Source organism: Qipengyuania triglochinis (assembly GCF_054655615.1).
In genome coordinates, this window is record NZ_BAAHND010000002.1 from 761,022 (window position 1) to 777,704 (window position 16,683).

Annotated in this window: 18 protein-coding genes; 9 read left to right on the forward strand and 9 right to left on the reverse strand. The window is 65.1% G+C overall.

Annotation, left to right across the window (positions count from 1 at the left end; translation table 11 throughout):
- Positions 1 to 46 precede the first annotated feature (46 nt).
- Together ACYQ0G_RS09875 and ACYQ0G_RS09880 are read right to left on the reverse strand one after the other, a co-directional pair.
- A complete protein-coding gene (locus ACYQ0G_RS09875; RefSeq protein WP_460102838.1) occupies positions 47 to 1,360 on the reverse strand; it encodes a DNA-packaging protein in 1,314 nt (437 codons plus the stop codon).
- Positions 1,361 to 1,487: 127 nt separating this feature from the next.
- A complete protein-coding gene (locus tag ACYQ0G_RS09880) occupies positions 1,488 to 2,165 on the reverse strand; it encodes a hypothetical protein (RefSeq protein ID WP_460102084.1) in 678 nt (225 codons plus the stop codon).
- 132 nt (positions 2,166 to 2,297) lie between these two features.
- Between ACYQ0G_RS09880 and ACYQ0G_RS09885 the strand changes: the two genes are divergently transcribed.
- Entirely contained in the window at positions 2,298 to 3,743 is a 1,446-nt protein-coding gene (locus ACYQ0G_RS09885; RefSeq protein WP_460102085.1) for a hypothetical protein, read from the forward strand.
- 73 nt (positions 3,744 to 3,816) lie between these two features.
- Positions 3,817 to 4,467 (forward strand): YqaA family protein, encoded by a 651-nt coding sequence (locus ACYQ0G_RS09890; RefSeq protein ID WP_460102087.1) that lies wholly within the window; start codon positions 3,817 to 3,819, stop codon positions 4,465 to 4,467.
- Positions 4,468 to 4,511: 44 nt separating this feature from the next.
- Here the strand turns inward: ACYQ0G_RS09890 and ACYQ0G_RS09895 are convergent, their stop codons facing one another.
- Positions 4,512 to 5,357 (reverse strand): oxidoreductase, encoded by an 846-nt coding sequence (locus ACYQ0G_RS09895; RefSeq protein ID WP_460102089.1) that lies wholly within the window; start codon positions 5,355 to 5,357, stop codon positions 4,512 to 4,514.
- Positions 5,358 to 5,405: 48 nt separating this feature from the next.
- Between ACYQ0G_RS09895 and ACYQ0G_RS09900 the strand changes: the two genes are divergently transcribed.
- Together ACYQ0G_RS09900 and ACYQ0G_RS09905 are read left to right on the forward strand one after the other, a co-directional pair.
- Positions 5,406 to 6,008 carry a TetR/AcrR family transcriptional regulator gene (locus tag ACYQ0G_RS09900; protein WP_460102091.1) on the forward strand — a complete coding sequence of 201 codons (603 nt, stop codon included), beginning with the start codon at positions 5,406 to 5,408 and terminating at the stop codon, positions 6,006 to 6,008.
- Between the two features lie 81 nt (positions 6,009 to 6,089).
- Positions 6,090 to 7,739, forward strand: a complete 1,650-nt coding sequence (locus ACYQ0G_RS09905; protein WP_460102093.1) for a hypothetical protein — start codon at positions 6,090 to 6,092, stop codon at positions 7,737 to 7,739.
- Positions 7,740 to 7,854: 115 nt separating this feature from the next.
- On the opposite strand, the gene ACYQ0G_RS09910 is transcribed toward ACYQ0G_RS09905, so the two are convergent.
- From ACYQ0G_RS09910 to ACYQ0G_RS09935, 6 genes are all read right to left on the reverse strand, one after another.
- Positions 7,855 to 8,286, reverse strand: a complete 432-nt coding sequence (locus ACYQ0G_RS09910; protein ID WP_460102095.1) for an OsmC family protein — start codon at positions 8,284 to 8,286, stop codon at positions 7,855 to 7,857.
- Positions 8,287 to 8,337: 51 nt separating this feature from the next.
- On the reverse strand, positions 8,338 to 9,588 hold the full coding sequence (locus ACYQ0G_RS09915; protein ID WP_460102096.1) for a metallophosphoesterase: 1,251 nt from the start codon (positions 9,586 to 9,588) through the stop codon (positions 8,338 to 8,340).
- Positions 9,589 to 9,675: 87 nt separating this feature from the next.
- Complete coding sequence (locus ACYQ0G_RS09920) at positions 9,676 to 11,319, reverse strand: hypothetical protein (RefSeq protein WP_460102098.1); 1,644 nt, start codon at positions 11,317 to 11,319, stop codon at positions 9,676 to 9,678.
- A 44-nt stretch (positions 11,320 to 11,363) separates the two neighbouring features.
- Positions 11,364 to 12,614: a serine palmitoyltransferase gene (gene spt, locus ACYQ0G_RS09925; RefSeq protein ID WP_460102100.1), complete on the reverse strand. Its 1,251-nt coding sequence runs from the start codon at positions 12,612 to 12,614 to the stop codon at positions 11,364 to 11,366.
- Complete coding sequence (locus tag ACYQ0G_RS09930) at positions 12,611 to 12,856, reverse strand: acyl carrier protein (RefSeq protein WP_221544132.1); 246 nt, start codon at positions 12,854 to 12,856, stop codon at positions 12,611 to 12,613. Before ACYQ0G_RS09930 ends, spt begins: the two co-directional genes overlap by 4 nt.
- Before the next feature lie 112 nt (positions 12,857 to 12,968).
- Positions 12,969 to 13,337 (reverse strand): response regulator, encoded by a 369-nt coding sequence (locus ACYQ0G_RS09935; RefSeq protein WP_460102103.1) that lies wholly within the window; start codon positions 13,335 to 13,337, stop codon positions 12,969 to 12,971.
- Here ACYQ0G_RS09935 and ACYQ0G_RS09940 point away from each other — a divergent pair.
- The 5 genes from ACYQ0G_RS09940 to ACYQ0G_RS09960 are packed head-to-tail and all read left to right on the forward strand — an operon-like array spanning position 13,331 to position 16,683.
- The gene (locus ACYQ0G_RS09940) at positions 13,331 to 13,681 is read left to right on the forward strand and encodes a DUF3572 domain-containing protein (RefSeq protein WP_460102105.1); all 351 of its coding nucleotides are present in this window, start codon (positions 13,331 to 13,333) and stop codon (positions 13,679 to 13,681) included. The genes ACYQ0G_RS09935 and ACYQ0G_RS09940 overlap by 7 nt on opposite strands.
- Positions 13,678 to 14,307, forward strand: a complete 630-nt coding sequence (locus ACYQ0G_RS09945; protein ID WP_460102107.1) for an HAD family hydrolase — start codon at positions 13,678 to 13,680, stop codon at positions 14,305 to 14,307. The genes ACYQ0G_RS09940 and ACYQ0G_RS09945 overlap by 4 nt, the downstream gene beginning before the upstream one ends.
- Positions 14,304 to 14,759 (forward strand): RidA family protein, encoded by a 456-nt coding sequence (locus ACYQ0G_RS09950; protein ID WP_460102109.1) that lies wholly within the window; start codon positions 14,304 to 14,306, stop codon positions 14,757 to 14,759. Before ACYQ0G_RS09945 ends, ACYQ0G_RS09950 begins: the two co-directional genes overlap by 4 nt.
- A 29-nt stretch (positions 14,760 to 14,788) precedes the next feature.
- Positions 14,789 to 15,550, forward strand: coding sequence for a glycerophosphodiester phosphodiesterase family protein (locus tag ACYQ0G_RS09955; RefSeq protein WP_460102111.1), 762 nt, complete (start codon positions 14,789 to 14,791; stop codon positions 15,548 to 15,550).
- Positions 15,547 to 16,683 (forward strand): GNAT family N-acetyltransferase, encoded by a 1,137-nt coding sequence (locus tag ACYQ0G_RS09960; RefSeq protein WP_460102113.1) that lies wholly within the window; start codon positions 15,547 to 15,549, stop codon positions 16,681 to 16,683. The genes ACYQ0G_RS09955 and ACYQ0G_RS09960 overlap by 4 nt, the downstream gene beginning before the upstream one ends.

A 16,683-nucleotide genomic window follows, 5' to 3' on the forward strand; every position in this document is an offset into this window, starting at 1 on the left:
AAATTTCTTTCCTGGTGAAACAGGACCATCGCCTCAGCCCCCCCCCTCACACCACCCGCACCCCCGGCTCCCGCCGCTTGCCCAGCATCAATTCCGTCAGCGCCCAGACTAGCGCATCTGCGCGGTCGGGGGAGCGGCCGGGGCCTTCGTAGCCGCCGCCGGTGGCGAGGCCGCAGAGCTGGTCTTCCAGCGCGGCGAATACGCCGGCGTGGCGCACGCGGCCCGCTTCGTACAGCGCGGCGACGGGTTCGGCGCGGGCGGTCTTGCCCTTGGTGGCGTGCACCAGTTTGAGCGGCAGGGCGATGTCCGCGGCGCGCAGCACGCTGGCCACCATGGCGCCGCCCTGGTTCGCCTCGGCCACTACGCGGTCGGCGTTCCAGGCGCTGGCGGCGGCGGCCACGGCGCGGGCCCAGCATTCGGGCGTGGCGCCTTCCACCGTGCAATCGGCGCGGACATAGGCCAGCCCGTCGGTCCCCAGCATGGCGACCACGATCCCGCAGGCATCGCCTTTGCCCGAGGCACCGGTGCCCGACCCGCTCCCCGCGGGCGGATCCACCGCCACCACCACGCGGCGCGGTTCGGGCAGGGCGGGGCCGGAGCCTTGCGCGCCCAGACGGCAGCGGTCGATCAGCGCGCGGGTCCACAGCGCGCCTTCCACCGTGTCGACCATTTCGCCCGCCAGTTCCTGCCGCCCGAAGGCGCTGCCCTCGAACTGTTCGATGATCGCGGAGAGGTATGCGCCCGGCAGCACCTCGCTATTGTCGGTGGTCCGCCCGCGCGCCAATGCCACCTCGCCGCTGTCCACCCCGGCCATGATATGGCGCATCAGCGCGGTGGCGCGCGGCGTGGTGGTGGCGAGCACGCGGGGGCTTTCGCCCAGCCGCATGGTCAGTTGCAGATTGTGCCAGGCCGACATGGCCCGATCGCTGGAATTATCCCATTTGGCTATTTCGTCGCACCAGGCATGGCTATGCTGCGGGCCGCGCAGGCTTTCGGGCTCGCCCGCCGAATAGAGCGAGGCCGTGGCGCCGTTCTCCCATGTCAGGCGGCGCAGGCTGGGCTCGTAATGCGGGGGCAGCGCGCCCGGCGCGGCGGCCAGCACGCCGCTGTCGCCTTCCACCATCACGCTGCGCACCTCGGCCAGCGTGGCACCGATCAAGGCGATGCGGGCACTGGGATCGTGCCGCGCCACATCGCGCACCCATTCGGCGCCCGCGCGGGTCTTGCCGAAGCCGCGACCGGCGCAGATCAGCCAGATGCGCCACGCCCGCCCGGCATCGGCCGGCGGCAATTGCGCATCGCGCGCCCAGCCTTCCCAGTAATAGCTGCCCAGCGCGGCCAGTTCGTGCGGGGTGAGCATGGTGCCCAGCAGCGCGCGGTCCACCGTGCCCTCGCGCCCGCCGCGCCGCAGCCACACGCCCCGGGACGGGACGGGTGAAGGAATAGGCGAGGGGGCCTGCGCCGACACGTCCGCATCCCTGTCCACCTCACCCCCGCGCACGTTTCGCCGCCCGTTTGCGCGAGGCGCGGATGGCCTCGTCCTTGGCCAGCCCGCGCAGGCGGAGCTTGTCGATCTTCTCGTTGATCGAGGCGATGGTCGCCGCCTCGTCGGCCAGCGCGCGGCGGCCCTTTTCGCGCGCCACGCCTTCGCGGTGGGCGGCCAGGCTGCGCAGCGCGGCCGCCGTGTCGAACTTGCGCACACTGCCCGGATCCTGCGGATTTTCGCCGCCCGAGCGCAGATGCGCCAGCAGCTCCATCTCCAGATTGTCATAGCCTTCCGCCAGCGCCGCATACCATTGCCGCGCGAAATCGGGATCGGTGCGGCGCAGGCGATAGACGCTGGCCGTGTCCAGATCCGCCGCCGCCGCCGCCGCGCGCACATTGGAACTTTCCGCCAGCGCTTCCAGGAAACAGGCGATCCGCCGCTTGCCCACGCGCCGCACGCCGCCCCAGCACTCCGCCCCCACCACCGGCACCCCGCGCGCCGCGTCCCAGTCATAGGCGAACTCGGCATCGCGCGCCCGCCAGTCATAGGCGGTAGAGATCGCCACCCCTGCCATTTCCGCCGCACGCCGCACGCCTTTCCCGGCTTTCAGCGCCTCCAGAAAACCCGCCATCCACGCGGGCTGCGCCGCGGCATCGGTCTGCTCCGGCCTGCTCATCATCGTCCTCCATCTGCTCGAAAACGCAAAACGGGCAGCGGCCCCATGAGAAGGCCCTGCCCGTTCGAATCACACTATCGCGATGTTCCTGTTATGTGCCAGAACAGCGTGACGATGTCAAGCATAAAGAACCAAATGGGTTATAGGTCTCTTCGCTTCTACGGCCTGCGTACGATTGCGGAGCGCCGCGTTAACCCGACTCGCAAGGTTTTGCGCCAGACTGCTGGCACCATGCTATCGCGCCTGTCTTTTCTCCTGGTTTCGTCCCTCGCCTGCGCGAGCTGTCAGGGCACAGCGGAGCAAGACGGGTCAGGCCCGGCGGCCTTCACGCCGCTGGAATCGTATGGCGCGGTAATCGATACCGGCCCGTGCAACCTCGCCGATGTCGGCCCCCCTGCCGTGAACAAGAGCGCGGCAGGCACGACCGAACCATTCATCGCCACGGATTTGAGCCCTGCGACCCCGGTAAAGGCGATCGATCATACCGTCACCTACGGCGGGGCGGACGGGCCCGAAAGGCGCATTATGCTCCGCCGGAGCGGACCGCTCTTCCGCTTCGATAGTGGCTGGTCGCGAGCCGAAGAACTGCGGAAAGCTGAAAGATCGAGAAACGCACCGGCATTTGTCAGGACGCGTTCGTCGGAGTTCCGCAATTTCTCCACCGCTGCGCAAGTGAGGGCGGATTTCGCGGCCAATGGCATGCCGATTTTCGCCCGCTTCACTCGCGGCCAATCCGCAGGAGCGAACAGGCGCGACGCAACTCCCGCTGCCGAACAGGATTACCGCGTGACGCGCACCGCGCGCCGGGAAAGCATTGCAGGGGAGACATGCACCGTCTGGACCGCTCTGCCTGCCGCCGGATTTTCGGCTCGGCCGCGCCAGGAAGCCTGCATAACCGATGACGGGATCGTGCTGCGCGCCACTTCTTTCAGCGAAGATAACGAGGTAACTGCCGAGGATCGCGCCATCACGGTCGAGCGCGGGCCCGTGGCCCCCGGTGATGTCATGCCGCCGCGCGCGCTGCTGGACTGGAGCGAATGGGCCGTGCAGCCCTCGAAGCAGCCGCCCGAGCGGTCGTCTGCCTACACGGTAACTCTCGGGCGGAATACCAAGCCCTTTGTACCTTGGAGAGGGTGGGGTTCGCCAACGCAGACGCATGTGGTGCAGGGCGCGGACCATGCGCTTGCCTATTGCTCCGGCCAGACCACCGGCGACATGTATATGACCACGCCCCGCGCCGTGCTCTCCTATTCTGAAAGAGATGGTCTGGTATTGCAGCGGCACAAGGCACCGCAGAACCGGCCCGCAATATCGCGAAAACCGATCGAGGCGCCCGGGCGAACACTGCTCGGAGAGACGTGTTCGTGGTTCGAAATCTCCGAGCCCAGATTTAACACCCTGCTACATCGAAATGAATGCCAGACCGCCGATGGCATCCCGCTGATCGTCGACGAGGGTCTGGAAGGTCCGCCGGCTTATTTGAAGGCCACCAGCCTCACCCGCGGCATGGCACCCGAAGGCGCGGCGTCTCCGCCTGCCTCGCTGCTCGATTGGGGAAACTGGGGCTGGCCCGCCCGCTGAGCCGCCGCTGGCGTAACCGCCCCACCACAACACCCGCTTGCCCGCCTCCGCATCAGCCCCTAAACGCCTCGCCATGCTGATGAAACCGCTGCGTGGGCTTTACGAATGGACCATGGACAAGGCCTCGCACCCGCATGCGGTGTGGTGGCTGGCGTTCTTTGCCTTCGTCGAATCCTCTTTCTTCCCGATCCCGCCGCATCCGCTCTTGGGCCTGATGTGCCTGGCCGAACCGAAAAAGGCGGTGAAGTTTGCAGCTGTAGCCACGCTGGCCTCTGTCGCGGGCGCGCTGCTGGGCTATGCGATCGGCTGGGGGCTGTATGACACGGTGGGCGTGTGGCTGATCAACGCGCTGGGCCTGACCGAGGCCTTCCCCGTCGCCGCCTGCCACTTACGCGAATATGATTTCGAGGCGATCCTGATCGCGGGCGCCACGCCGGTGCCGTTCAAGCTGCTGACGATCACCGCCGGTTTCATCGGCATGAACCTCGTCACCTTCGTCTTGTCGAGCCTGTTCGCCCGCGCGCTGATCTTCATGACGGTGGGCATCTTGTTCCGCGTCTTCGGCGCCCCGATCAAGCGCGTGATCGACAAATATCTGGGCACGGTGACCACGGTCTTCGTAGTGCTGGTGGTGGGCGGCGTGCTGGCCATCACCCAACTGGGCGGCAGCAGCGAGGAAGGCGGCGTCTGCGCCAATGCGACCGAGGTAAACCCGGCGGCCTGAGGCGGGGCGATCCCTCGCCGGGCCTCACGCCGCCTCACTTCACCTCATACGGCATAGCCGGTGGAGCGGGTCACATCCTCCCACGCGGCGATCTCTTCGCGCACATCGTCCAGCTTCTGCTCCACCAGCGCCAGCGCATCTTCGCCCAGCAGCAGGCGCGCGGGTGGATTATCGCTCGCCACCAGCTTTAGAAGGGCAGCGGCGGCCTTGGCGGGATCGTTGGGCTGGTTGCCGCTCTTTTTCTTGCGGGCGGCGCGCAGGGGATCCATCACCGCATCATAATCGGCAATGGCGCGCGGCGTGCGCTGCATCGACCGGCCCGCCCAGTCGGTGCGGAACTGGCCCGGCGCCAGTGCGGTCACATGAATGCCGAGGGCGGCGACCTCCTTGCCCAGCGCCTCCGAAATCCCCTCCAGCGCGAACTTGCTGCCGCAATAGAAGCTGATCCCCGGCATGGTGATGAAGCCGCCCATGGAGGTGACGTTGACGATGTGCCCGCTGCGCCGCGCGCGCATGCCGGGCAGCACCGCCTGCATCAGCGCGACCGGGCCATAGACATTGGCGGTGAACTGGCGCTCCAGCTCGCCAATCGAGCATTCCTCCAGCACGCCCTCGTGGCCATAGCCGGCATTGTTGACCAGCACGTCGACCGGGCCGAGCGCGCTTTCCGCCTCCTCTACCGCGGCGGGAATCGCGGCATAGTCGGTCACGTCGAGGATCACGGCATGGGCGCGATCCGGCGCCAGGGCAGTGAAGCTGGCGGCATCCTCTGCCCGCCGCACCGTGCCCGCGACGCGGTGCCCGGCGTCCAGCGCGGCCCGGGCAAAGGCGCGGCCAAGGCCCGAGCTGACGCCGGTGATGAAAAAGGTCTTGGTTTGCGGGGCAGTCATGCGAAACTCCGTCATTGGCTTTAAAATATATCATGATATAACTAGGCGATGGCAGAGAAAGACACAAGCCCCCCGGCAAACCCCGCGCGCGCTGACGCGATGCGCACGAAAATCCTCGACGGGGCGGAGCGGCTGCTGCGTACCGGCAAGGCGGATTTCTCCATGCGCGATCTGGCGGCGGAGGCGGGGGTGAGCTTTGCCACGCCGTTCAACCGCTTTGGCAGCAAGCTGGCCATCATGCGCGCCCTGTCGGCCCGGCGGATCGACGCGATGATAGACCGCTATGGCAAGGAAGCGCCCGGCGGCGCTGTGACGAGTGATCTGCCGACCCGCGTGGCGCTGGCGATCGACATCGCGGTGGACACCATGCTGGCCGAACCGGCGGTCAACCGCGCGGTAATGGGCGCGATCGGTTCGCCGCCTTCGGGGCAGGATGGGGCAGCAGTCCGTGTCCTCGACCACTCTACAAAGCTCTGGGACAAGGCGGTGGGCGACGAGGCGACCGACCCGGACCTCCCGCAACGCCTCGCCTTCGCCTTCCGCGGCGTCCTGTCCTTCTGGACCGCGGGCGAACTGGCCGACGAAGCCCTGCGCCCCGCCGCCCACGCCATGGCGGGTGTGCTGTTGCCGGGGGGCCGGGGCGCGCCGTGATCTTACCCCCTTAAACTGTCTTTTAAAAATAGCCGCTTAGGATAACGTCCGTTTGGGCAATCCTGTGGGGGAATCGAATTCATGAAAAACATATTGGCGGGCCTCGGCCTCGCATCGCTGGCGCTTGTGCTGGCAGTACCGGCACAGGCCGGGGTGAGCCAGGATTTCGCCGGGTGCGACGGGCTGCGCAAGCCCAAGCGCAGCGATGACGGCATGCGGGGGGAGGCGACCCTGCCGGGCGGCGGCTCGATCTTCTTCCGCCGGAACGATGCGCCCGATCCGCGGGGAACCATAAGCTCGTGCGATCGCGCATTCGAGACTGGCAAGCTGCTTCCCGAACAGACGCTGCGCCGCGCCCACATGATGCGCGCCCGCGCTGCGGCAAACATCCGGCTCGGCGAGCACGAGGCAGCGCTCGCCGATCTCGACGCCGCGGACCTTGCGGCGAAGGAATATGCCGGGGAATTTTTCTACGAAAGGTCGATGGGCGTCTCGATCGATCTCCTGCGCGCCATCGCGATGAACGAACTGGGTCGGCGCGAAGAGGCCGTTTCGCTCGCCCGGACCGCACTGGACCGGCGGCCCTACGCCCTGTCCGTGCAGCGCGTCGCGACCCTGCTTGTGGCAGGCAATGAGGAATCGGCCGATCATGACGGTCTGTGGCAGGGGATCAGCCGGATCGATCCCGATTTCCGCAGCGTGCTGCCCGGCATTGCCAAGGGCACCGACGGCCTGAAAACGCTCGCCGCATCGGCCGGAGAACCGGTGATTAACCTTCCCGAGGCCCCGTCGCTCGACGATCTCGTGATGAAGAACGGCAGATCCACCATCGCATCGGGGCGCTGGGAGAACCCGGTCGCAGAGGCCATGCAGACTGCCTATGCACTTGCCGCCGTTGGCGAAACGGAGCGGGCGCGCGCGTGGATCGATGCAACCCGCGCCGCGCTGGCCCCCCGGCCGCCGTCGGATGACAAGGCCAAGGCGGCAAGCCTCACAAATGCGTTTGCCGACATGGCGCGCGTTTCGGTGTTCGTGCCGATGGAAAAGCTCGTCGAAGGGCGCATTGCCATTGGCGAGGGCCGATTGGGCGATGCCGCGGCGGCCGTCAAAGGCATGGGGCTTCGCTCTGCCAGTGTAACGGACGAATTTCACGCGGCCTATGCCGCCGCCGCCGAGGGCCTGGCGGATGAAATACCCGCGCTTGCGCCCCTGCAAAAACGGGCGGAGCGGGCACCGCTCAAGCTTGCATCAATGGCCGACAGCCTGCTGCTGCGGCCCGAATCGGAACGCAAGCTGATCGATTACAAGAAGGCGCGCCCCGATGTCCTCAGCGCGCTGGTCGGCGGGGCACTCAGCTTTGGCACCAGCCTGCTGGGCGGGATTCCGCGCACCTCGGGTTTCGATGAGGTCGAAAATGCAGATGGTTCGATCAAGGTCGAATATACGGGCGACACGACCTCGGGCGCGGTGGTGCAGGAAATGACCCTGCTGCGCGCTGCCGAAATAGCGCAGGCCAGGGGCAAGTCCTATTTCTTCATCCGTTCCCGCAAGGACTTCCAGCGTTACCTGTCGAAGAGCCAGTATGGCATCGAGCAATCGCGGACGCTGACCGGTTACAAGACCGAGGTGGTGATCGACCTTGCGGACGGGAATCGAGAAAGGGCCAATGCAGTGGAAGCCTTGACGGTGATCGATGCGCTGGGGCCGATCTATTATGACGATCAGGCCTGAAACCGGCGTTCGGCGCGTGTCGCCACCGATCAAGTGGGTGTTCGGGCGCTGATCCGGAACAAAAAGGGGAGGGCGCCGATGATGCGGCACCCTCCCTTTTTGCGTGGTGGAAGGCTCAGCCTTCGAAAGTGGTTTCCAGCGTGATCTCGCAGTCCAGCAGGCGCGAGATGGGGCAGTTCTGCTTGGCGTCGGCGGCGATTTCCTCGAACTTTGCCTGGTCGATCCCGTCGACCTTGCCCTTGCAGTGCAGCGCCGATTTGGTGACCGTGAAGCCGCCGTCCTGCTTTTCCAGGCTGACCTTGGCATCGGTGGTCAGATTGCCGTCGGAATAGCCGGCTTCCGCCAGTTTGAAGCTCAGCGCCATGGTGAAACAGCTGGCGTGGGCGGCCGCGATCAGCTCTTCGGGATTGGTGCCCGGAGCGTCTTCGAAACGGGTGTTGAAGCCATAGGGCTGGGCCGAAAGCGCGCCCGATCCGGTGCTGACATGGCCCTTGCCGTCCTTGCCGAGACCTTCATAGGTTGCGCTGCCATTGTTCGTGATTGCCATGGTTAAATCTCCTTTTCCCTTGGCAGACGAACGATGGCAGGCGCAGGTTCCTCAGCGGCTGCGATGCGGGAAGGTGAAACGCGCTTCTTCCACCGGGCGGCCCGACTGGTCGGCAGGGGTGGAATAGAGCGTCGCTTCCAGCGTGTCGCCGCGAATGCCGAAATGGGCAAAGCCCCAGGTCGATCCGCGGGAAAACAGATTGGTCATCTGCGGGTTGGCGGCGATCTGGCGGCGCGCGAACATCGTGTGCTGCGGCCGGTATTTCGAGCCTGCGCCCGAAACGATCATCGGCACCGGCCCGCCTTTAGCGCCCGGCACGGCAGAGCAATCGTCGGTATAGGCTTCGATCAGATGATCATCGCCCGCGACATAGGCATCGGCATAGCGGCAGATCGGATCGAGCAGCAGGCGGCGCAGCGAGCGGGCTTTTTCATATTTGCTGCCCCCGCTGGACCACAGCGCGTGGTGGCCCATCACGATCTTCCACTTGGCGTTCGACGAAGCCAGCGCCTCGCCCAGCCATTCGACCATGCGGCGTTCGCGATCGTTGGAGGCGCGGGCGAAATCGGGCCATTCTTCCAGCGGGGTGTCTGCGATCTCGTTCCCCGCAGAGTCGAGCTGATCCTCGTGGACTTCGGTTCCGGCGAGCAGCATCTCGGTATCGATTACGAAGATTTCGAGCTGACCCTCCATCCCTTCCGGCACCGCGCGATAGAACAGGTCGGGCATGGTGAAAGCGGGATGCTGGCGCAGATAGTCGAGCTGCGCATCGGTCGCTTCGCGCGAGATGTGCCAATCGTGATTGCCCATCATGGCGTAGAAGGTGAAGCCGGGAAGACCGCTGGCGAAGCGGCCGAACGGCTGGTCCAGCATCTCGCGGAACCGGCGGGCATCCGAAATTCCGTCAGCCCCCAACGTCGCCCCGTCGGGGTAGATGTTATCGCCCAGCAGCGCGCCGAAATCGCACCCCTTGCGCAGGCAGACTTCCTTGGCCGCCATCGCCACCGGATACATGCCGCTGGCCGCCATGAAGCCGCCACTTGCGGTTTCGAAGGTCCAGGGCGTGGGGCGAAAACCGGTCAGGTCTCCGTTATGCTCGCGCCAGTCTTCGGCTTCCATCGCCAGATAATCGCCCAATTCGCGATGGATCTGATCGTCCGCATCTGGCGTGTCGTAGGCTGGAATATAACCCGTATCGCCCAGCGCCACGAAGGAGATATCGTAATCATCGTCCTGTGCCATACCCGGGCTCGAAAAGGTCAGGGCAAGGACGGACAACAGGGTGGTGGCGAGGCGCATCATCGGCTCCGGAAGCGGTGGTGAAATGGGGGAGAGCCGCCCCGATGGCGCCGGTTTATTACAGGAATAAGATAGGCTTGGCCGGTCGCCTCAGATCCCGAAGGCCTTGAGAAAAGCATCCATCATGCCTTCCAGCCCGGCGCGCACCCCTTTTCTACGGCCCGCATGCGGCGCTTCCTCCAGCACCAGCACACCGCTGCCGCCTTCGACCCGGTCGCGCAGCAGTGGCTCGCGGCCGAGCAGGTAGGGCACGAAAGTCTCGTTGCGGGCCACGGAATAGCTGAGTTCTGCGGAAAAGCCCGCCAGCTGGTCCTGCCCGAAGCGGCGCCCGCTATCGACCGGCTCCACGCGCACCCCGCGCCCGCCCTTGACCACCAGCCGTGCCGGGCCGTGGAACACGAGGAAGCGCAATTGCTGGGTCAGCCAGGCGTTGAGATTGAAGATGCGCCAGGTGCTCTCGATCCGTAGCGGGCGGTCCTGCGGCTGCACCACGGCGGCCAGCGCGCGGGGCTGCAAAACCATCGCCGCGCCTGCCGGAAGGTAGATCGCGGTGACTTCGGCGAAGGGATCCTCGTCGGCGGAAATGACGGTGGTCGTCCCGGCCCCCCGCACTCTGGTGAGGAAGGTCATCCCGCTGGCGATACTGGTGAGCGGGCTTTTCCAGTCGACCATGCCCCTGGTCCGCAACTCCGCGCCAGCCGGGCTGGACTGGAGGAAACCCTGCCGCACCAGCAGCTCCTCGCCCGCCTTCAGCGTGATCGGCACGGAAGCGCGCGACTGGTCCGCCGCGGCGACCTGCGCGCCGGAGCCTGCATTCGGCACTGCGATCCGGATCGAGCGGCGGCGCTCGGCAAAGGGGGCGACGATGTAATAGAGGAAGGCGCGGATCAGATAGGGCGTGAGCAAGATGCCGAGCAGCGCCCAAGCGGCGGCCACCAGCACATCGCGCAAGGTGGTGTCGGCCATGCCCTCGGTCGTGTCGGCCAGCGGGGCGGTGGTCCATTCCTGCGCCTCGGCATAGGCCTGCCGGGCCTGCGCCAACCGCTCGCGCGCGGCAATCCCGGCCTCGCGCCGTGCCTTGCGTTCATCGGCGGCGTCACAGCGCGTGGTACGCCGTTCTTCGAGCCGCTCGCGTTCGCGCAGGAAGATATCGCGCGCCTGCTGTTCGACTTCATTGAGCCGGTCGAACTGCGCCAGCTGCGTCTCCGCCTCGCGGCACAAGCGATAGGAAACGCGAATGGCATTGGCGGTGGGGATGCGGCGATAGCGATCGAGCTGGCGGTCCGCCGCATCGACGGCGATCTGTGAAACACGCGCCTCGCGTGCCGCAGTAAGCGCGTCGATTTCGGCCCCCAGCGCGGCGATCTGCAGCCTGGTCCGCTGCGCCGCCAGCAGGCGGGACGGGCGCACCGTGTCGAGCAGGCCGCCGCCTTCGTCCAGCTCGCGCTGCAGGTCTGCGCGTTGCTGCCGCACCTCGGCGATCCGGGCGTCGAGCTGGTCCTTGCCGAGCGCGCGGATGGCCCCCTCGCGGCGGCGCAGATCGGCTTCGAGGTCGCGGCGCTCCTGCGCGATCGTCGTGCGGATATCCGCGACCGACATGGTGTCCTGCCGCAGGCTCTCGCTGGTGAATTCCGAGGCGACGCGCGGCCAGACGAGGATGTAGAAGGCAAAAGCGAGGCACAGCGCAAGGTAGAGTACCCCGGTGCGCCCCAGCCAGCCGAGCAGGGCCTTCATGTCGCCATGCCCGCTGTCATGTGCCTGCCTTCATCGCGTGCCGATCAGATGATCCCGATGTCCTTGCCTGCCTTCTCGAAGATCTCGAGGATCTGGCCGACTTCCTCTTCGCTATGCTCGGCACAAAGCGAACAGCGCAGCAGCGTCATATTGGCAGGCGTTGCCGGCGGCCGGGCGAGGTTCACATACAGGCCGCCCTTGATCAGCGCTTCCCACATGGCCGCACCCTTTTCGAGATCGGGCATGATCACCGCGATGATCGCGCTTTGCGGTTCCTCGGTCCCCAGCTTGAAGCCAAGTTCGCGCAGGCCCTTGTGCAGCGTGCGCGAATTCTCCCACAGATGGGCGCGCTTTTCCGAACCGCTCATCAGCTTGCGGATGCTGGTCGCGGCAGTCGCGACCACGGATGGCGGCAGCGAAGCGGTGAAGACATAGGGGCGGCACACCAGCCGCATGATCTCGAACTTCGGGTGGTTGGAGACGCAGAAGCCGCCGACCGTGCCCACGCTCTTGGAGAAGGTGCCGATGATGAAATCGACATCGTCGATCACGCCTGCATCTTCCACCACGCCGCGGCCGTTTTCGCCGATGAAGCCCATCGAATGCGCTTCGTCGACCAGTACCATCGCGCCGTATTTCTTGGCGATGGCGACCATTTCCTTGAGCGGCGCGACATCGCCCAGCATCGAATAGACGCCTTCTAGGATGACCAGCTTGCCGGCGCCTTCGGGAACGCGCTTCAGGCGCTTTTCCATCGCCTCGATATCATTGTGCTTGAACGGCACGACTTCGGCCTGGCCCAGCGCGCAGCCGTCCCAGATGCTGGCATGGCTGTCGATGTCGAGGATGATGTAATCGCCCTTGCCTGCGATCGTGCTGATGATCCCCAGATTGGCCTGATAGCCGGTGGAGAACACCATGGCATGGTCCATGCCATAGAATTCGCGCAGCGCGTCTTCGCACTCCTTGTGGCCCTGATAGGTGCCGTTGAGCACTCTGGAGCCGGTGGTGCCCGATCCGAAATCGGCCAGTGCCTGCTTGCCTGCCTCGATCACGTCGGGATCGAAGGTCATGCCCATGTAATTATAGGTGCCGAGCAGGATGGTCTCGCGCCCGTTGCACACTGCGCGGGTCGGCGAGAGGACCTTTTCCATCACCAGATTGAACGGGTCTTCCTGTCCGCTGGAAAGGAGACCTTCGCGCAGGTTGATGATGTCGTCGAACTTGGAGAACAGGTCTTTCCCATCCCCTTCGATCGTCTGCGGCTGGTCGGCCTGGATTATGCCTTCGCTCATGCGGCGGCCTGCAGCTTGTGAACCGCGTCGACGAGCTGGCCGTAGGTTTCGATTTCGGCCTGCTGGTTCATCGAGATGATGATGTCGAATTCATCCTCGATCTCGGCAACGAAATCCATCACGGTGAGGCTGTCGAATTCGAGATCGTTCTGGAAGGTGGTGTCTTCCTTGATTTCGATGCCCTTCTTGTTGAAGGGTTCTGCGAGTTCGCGGATCTTCGCGTCTACCTCGGCACGGTCCATGGTTTGGTCCAGTTCTTTCAATATGCGGTGCGACCTGCAGTACTGCAGGCCCTAACGAATGGGTCGGCAAAGCGGTTTCCTGCCCCGCTTGTCAAGCGTGGCGGCAATGCGTTCAGGCTGCCAGCAGCTTGCGAACGGAGGCCATGAAGGGGCCGATGGACACCGGTTTGGCCAGATAATCCTGCGCGCCGGCTTCGCGAATGCGTTCTTCGTCGCCCTTGCCGGCATAGGCCGTCACGGCCAGAACCGGCACATGTTTCAAGGCTTTGTCGGCCTTCAGCTGGGCGATTAGCTCCACCCCGTTGATATTGGGCAGCTGGATATCCATGATAACCAGTGCAGGTTCCGATTTCTTTGCCGCGGCCACGACATTGCTGCCATCGGAAACCGGCACGACCTCGTAACCGTTCGCCTTCAGAACGTCACAAAACAGCTTACGATTAAGGTCGTTGTCCTCGACAACGAGGATTCTCTTTGCCACTTGGCCTGTCACTCCTGCCTCTAGGGGTGACCCCTTATAGCGATGCGGAAGGACTGACAATTACGAGCGGGTACAAATCGTCGGGACGAGACGACCGTGCGCCCGAAGTGCTGGCGCTCGAAGCGCTGGGCTGGGCGCTGACCGATGAAAAGCGGGCCGAACGGCTGCTTTCGCTGACCGGCCTCACGCCGGAAGAATTGCGCCATGGTCTGGAAGATCGCGGCGTGCAGGCGGCGGTGCTGGAATTCCTCGCCAATCACGAGCCGGACCTTATTCTGGCCGCAGACGCTTTGAACACGACACCCGAAACTCTGGTCGCCGCCGCAAGGGAACTGAACACATGAACCGCCCCCTCATCATCTCCGATTGCGACGAGGTACTGCTCTACATGGTATCGCCCTTCCGCAGCTGGCTTGCCGAAACGCAGGGCGTCGATTTCCACATGGGTGGCAACGATTTTTCGCAGGCGCTGCGCTGGCAGGACGGCGGCGCGGTGCTGGACCAGGAAGAAATCTGGCGCAAGCTCGGCATGTTCTTCGATACCGAAATGCACCGGCAGGAACCCATTCCCGGCGCGATCGAAGGGCTCAATTCGGTGTCCGAACAGGCAGACGTGGTGATCCTCACTAATCTGGTCGACAAGCGCCAGCAGATGCGGACCGAGCAGCTGGCGGGGCATGGCCTCGATGCGCGGGTCTTCACCAACCAGGGCCCCAAGGGTCCGGCGCTGCAGGCCATTCTCGACGAATATCAGCCGTCGAAAGCCATTTTCATCGACGATCTCGCGCAGCACCACCGCTCCGCGCGCGAAACCGTTGCCGATATCACTACGCTCCACCTGTGCGGCGAACCCGAACTCGCTCCGCATATCGACTGCGCCCATACAGCGGGCCATGCCGATGCGCGGATCGACACCTGGGACAAGGCGCTGCCCTGGCTGGAAGAGCAATTGCAGAAGGAAAACGCATGACTATCGAGGCCAAACTGGAAGAACTGGGCATCACGCTGCCCGAAGCAGCGGCACCGGTTGCCAGCTATCAGCCACTCGTCGTGTCGGGCAGCACAGCCTATGTCTCGGGCCAGCTTCCCTTTGTCGACGGCAACCTTGTCACCGGCAAGCTGGGTCAGGATGTCACGCTGGAACGCGGCCAGCAGGCAGCGCGCGCCTGCGGCCTGATGATCCTTGCACAGCTCAAGGCGGCCGGCCTGCTGGAACGGGTCGAAAAGGTGGTCAAGCTGGGCGGGTTCGTGTCCAGCGTTCCCAACTTCACTGACCAGCCCAAGGTCGTGAACGGCACCAGCGATCTGATGTTCGAAGTCTTCGGCGACGCGGGCCGCCATGCGCGCAGCGCCGTCGGTGTACCGGTCCTGCCGCTCGATGCGGCGGTCGAAGTCGACGCGATCATTGCGCTCAAGGACTGATCTTGCGCGGCTGGCAGCGGTGAGCGAGCGTGTTCTCGCTGCTTGACCGTCTGGCCGTGAAGGCACCCGATCCCGCGCGGGTCGGGTGGCTGCGCGAGTGGACCTATGCCCATCGCGGGCTGCATTCGCCGGGCATCCCCGAAAACTCGCTCGCCGGTTTTGCGCTGGCGGTCGAACGCGGGCTTGGGGTCGAATGCGATATCCAGCGCAGCCGGGATGGCCAGGCGATGCTGGTGCATGACTGGGAGTTGGAACGGCTGACTGGCGTCAGCGGCCCGCTGGCGGCGCATAGCGCGGAAGAACTGGCACAGATCGCTTTCCTCGATAGCGAGCACAAGCTGGCGCGGCTGGACGATCTGCTCCCGCTGGTGGACGGTACGGTGCCTATCCTGATCGAGGTGAAATCGCGGCGCGGTTACGACGTGAAGCGCAGCTGCCGCGCCGTTGCCCGCGCGCTTGAAAACTACGCCGGGCCGCATGCCGTGATGAGCTTCGATCCGCGTGTCAGCATCTGGTTCGCCAAGCACTCGCCGCAGACAGTGCGCGGCCTTGTCATGCGCGAGGACGAGATCGGGATGACGCAAAAGGCCTGGCAGCGGCACATGGCGCTGTGGGCGGCGCGGCCCGAATTCATCGCCTATCATGTCGCCGCTTTGCCCAATCCCATGGTTGCTTCGCTCCGCAAGCGCGGAATGCCGGTCCTCACCTGGACAGTGGATTCGGCCAAGGCACGGGCGCAGGGCTCGGAGTATGCTGATGCGCTTATCGCCGAAGGGGATGGGCTGGCGTGAGCGGGGAAGGCCTTGCCGCACGGATGGCCGGTTCGGTCGGCGCGTTCGATGCCGCGGCGTGGAATGCGCTGGCGGGCGATAACCCCTTCATGTGCCACGAATTCCTGACCGCGCTGGAAGATTCGGGCAGTGTGGGTCCGGGCAGTGGTTGGCAACCGGTGCCGCTGGTGATTTCGGCCGAGGACGGCCCGCCGCTCGCCGCCATGCCTGCCTATGCCAAAGGCCATAGCCAAGGCGAATATGTCTTCGACCATGCCTGGGCCGATGCCTATGAACGGGCGGGGGGCAATTATTACCCGAAGCTGCAGATTGCCGCGCCATTCACCCCCGCCACGGGGCCGCGCCTGCTATTGTCCGACCCGGCACTGGCCGCGCCGCTCCTCTCGGCGGCGGAGCAGGTCTGCCTGCAGAACGGCTTTTCGTCTGCCCACGCAACCTTCATCGAACCGGATCAGGTGCCCCTGTTCGAAGAGGCCGAATGGTTGCTGCGCACCGATATCCAGTTCCACTGGGTCAATCAGGGTTTCGCCAGCTTCGACGATTTCCTTGCCACGCTGACGTCGCGCAAGCGCAAGGATCTGCGCAAGGAACGCGCGGCGGCGCAGGATGGGCTGGAGATTTTGCGCCTTAGCGGCGGTGATATCCGGTCCCACCACTGGGATGCGTTCTGGCATTTCTATCAGGACACTGGCGCTCGCAAATGGGGCCAGCCCTATCTGACGCGCGCAGCCTTCGACCTGCTGGGCGAGCGTATGGGCGAGAAGATCGTCCTCGTCCTGGCGCTGGAAGACGGCGAACCGATTGCCGGCGCGCTCAATTTCATCGGCGGCGATGCGCTTTACGGCCGCTATTGGGGCTGCACCAGACAGGTGCGTTTCCTCCATTTCGAACTCTGCTACTATCAGGCGATCGATGTCGCCATCGAGTTAGGTCTGGCGCGAGTCGAGGCCGGGGCGCAGGGCGGGCACAAGCTTGCCCGCGGTTACGAACCGGTCGAAACCGTCTCCGCCCACTGGATCGCCGATCCCGGCTTCCGCGCGGCGGTGGCGGAGTTCCTCGAGCGAGAGCGCGAAGGCGTGGCCACCGACCGCAATTATCTCGAGCGTCGAACGCCCTTCAAACGGCAAGGCTAG

Coding starts and splice junctions, on each gene's coding strand:
- ACYQ0G_RS09920 (WP_460102098.1), bottom strand. CDS start 11,319: ATGAAGGCCCTGCTCGGCTGGCTGGGGCGCACCGGGGTACTCTACCTT.
- ACYQ0G_RS09880 (WP_460102084.1), bottom strand. CDS start 2,165: ATGATGAGCAGGCCGGAGCAGACCGATGCCGCGGCGCAGCCCGCGTGG.
- spt (WP_460102100.1), bottom strand. CDS start 12,614: ATGAGCGAAGGCATAATCCAGGCCGACCAGCCGCAGACGATCGAAGGG.
- ACYQ0G_RS09915 (WP_460102096.1), bottom strand. CDS start 9,588: ATGATGCGCCTCGCCACCACCCTGTTGTCCGTCCTTGCCCTGACCTTT.
- ACYQ0G_RS09875 (WP_460102838.1), bottom strand. CDS start 1,360: ATGCTCACCCCGCACGAACTGGCCGCGCTGGGCAGCTATTACTGGGAA.
- ACYQ0G_RS09900 (WP_460102091.1), top strand. CDS start 5,406: ATGGCAGAGAAAGACACAAGCCCCCCGGCAAACCCCGCGCGCGCTGAC.
- ACYQ0G_RS09930 (WP_221544132.1), bottom strand. CDS start 12,856: ATGGACCGTGCCGAGGTAGACGCGAAGATCCGCGAACTCGCAGAACCC.
- ACYQ0G_RS09885 (WP_460102085.1), top strand. CDS start 2,298: ATGGGTTATAGGTCTCTTCGCTTCTACGGCCTGCGTACGATTGCGGAG.
- ACYQ0G_RS09905 (WP_460102093.1), top strand. CDS start 6,090: ATGAAAAACATATTGGCGGGCCTCGGCCTCGCATCGCTGGCGCTTGTG.
- ACYQ0G_RS09890 (WP_460102087.1), top strand. CDS start 3,817: ATGCTGATGAAACCGCTGCGTGGGCTTTACGAATGGACCATGGACAAG.
- ACYQ0G_RS09950 (WP_460102109.1), top strand. CDS start 14,304: ATGACTATCGAGGCCAAACTGGAAGAACTGGGCATCACGCTGCCCGAA.
- ACYQ0G_RS09945 (WP_460102107.1), top strand. CDS start 13,678: ATGAACCGCCCCCTCATCATCTCCGATTGCGACGAGGTACTGCTCTAC.
- ACYQ0G_RS09895 (WP_460102089.1), bottom strand. CDS start 5,357: ATGACTGCCCCGCAAACCAAGACCTTTTTCATCACCGGCGTCAGCTCG.
- ACYQ0G_RS09910 (WP_460102095.1), bottom strand. CDS start 8,286: ATGGCAATCACGAACAATGGCAGCGCAACCTATGAAGGTCTCGGCAAG.